The 236-nt window shown below is 53.4% G+C and carries 1 protein-coding gene; it reads right to left on the bottom strand.

The window, feature by feature from the left end; genetic code table 11:
* Positions 1 to 236, bottom strand: a 236-nt coding sequence (locus SB756_RS35430) for a hypothetical protein (RefSeq protein ID WP_410913926.1), incomplete at both ends; no start/stop codon positions are given.

Raw genomic sequence — 236 nt, 5'->3', positions numbered from 1 at the left:
CCCCATCCAGACGCCCTGAGAAATATTATGGGTGCGGTCACGGTGTAACAGGGAGAACAGCGCAATATCCGATTTACCCCCGCTGTAGCGCCGATTGAGCGCTTCCGTTTTCAGCACGGCGTAACGGATAAGCGCGGCGTCATGATGATGGTCCTGTTCGGCGCTATCGGTAAAGTCGGTCAGTAACGCAAAACTGATATTCGCTAAGGCGTTACCGAGATAGCAGATTTCCAGAG

It is taken from the genome of Pseudomonas sp. SIMBA_068 (assembly GCF_046534705.1).
GTDB lineage: Bacteria > Pseudomonadota > Gammaproteobacteria > Pseudomonadales > Pseudomonadaceae > Aquipseudomonas > Aquipseudomonas putida.
This window is presented reverse-complemented; position numbering and strand designations above follow the sequence as displayed.